Source organism: Aminobacter sp. P4_D5, assembly GCF_056401815.1.
Genome location: NZ_JBFUIP010001078.1, coordinates 1 through 587 on the forward strand (window position 1 = coordinate 1; position 587 = coordinate 587).

1 pseudogene is annotated in these 587 nt (G+C 66.0%); it reads left to right on the forward strand.

Going from position 1 to position 587, the window contains the following annotated elements:
• Nucleotides 1–406 (forward strand): annotated as a pseudogene (locus tag AC1DWF_RS36755) (ABC transporter substrate-binding protein); the annotation flags it as partial.
• Nucleotides 407–587 lie beyond the last annotated feature (181 nt).

Below are 587 nucleotides of genomic sequence, written 5' to 3' on the forward strand. Positions count from 1 at the left end.
CATCGGCATGAACGTGGAGCTGGCGGAGACGGATTGGGGCACCGTCGTGCAGCGGCGGGTCCGGAAGGAGCCGGTGGAGCAGGGTGGCTGGAGCATCTTCCACACCTATGGCTCTTCCCTGGCMTACCTGAACCCGGCCGTGTCCTCGCTGGTGAAGGGGCCCGGCGATTCCGGCTGGTTCGGCTGGTACACCAGCTCGCGCATGGAGGAGTTGGTCCAGGCCTGGTTCGATGCGACGGATCCGGATCGGCAGCGAAGCCTGGCGAACGACATCAACAGGCTGGCGCAGGACGACGTGGCAACCATTCCGCTCGGCCAGTTCTTCATCCGCACGGCGCACCGGCGCAGCATCACGGGCCTGGCTAAGGGCAGCATGCCCTACCCATGGAGCGTGCGGCCTGCCTGAAGCAGGTTATACAGCACCCAGGAAGCTTGCCGTCTGGAACGTCACGAAGGCCGCCGCATAGGCCAGCACAAGCATGTAGCCGAAGGTGAACCACATCCACCGCTGGCCACCGGTCTCGCGCCGGATCACGGCCAGCGTTGCCGCGCATTGCGGGGCGAAGACGTACCAGGCGAGGAAGGCC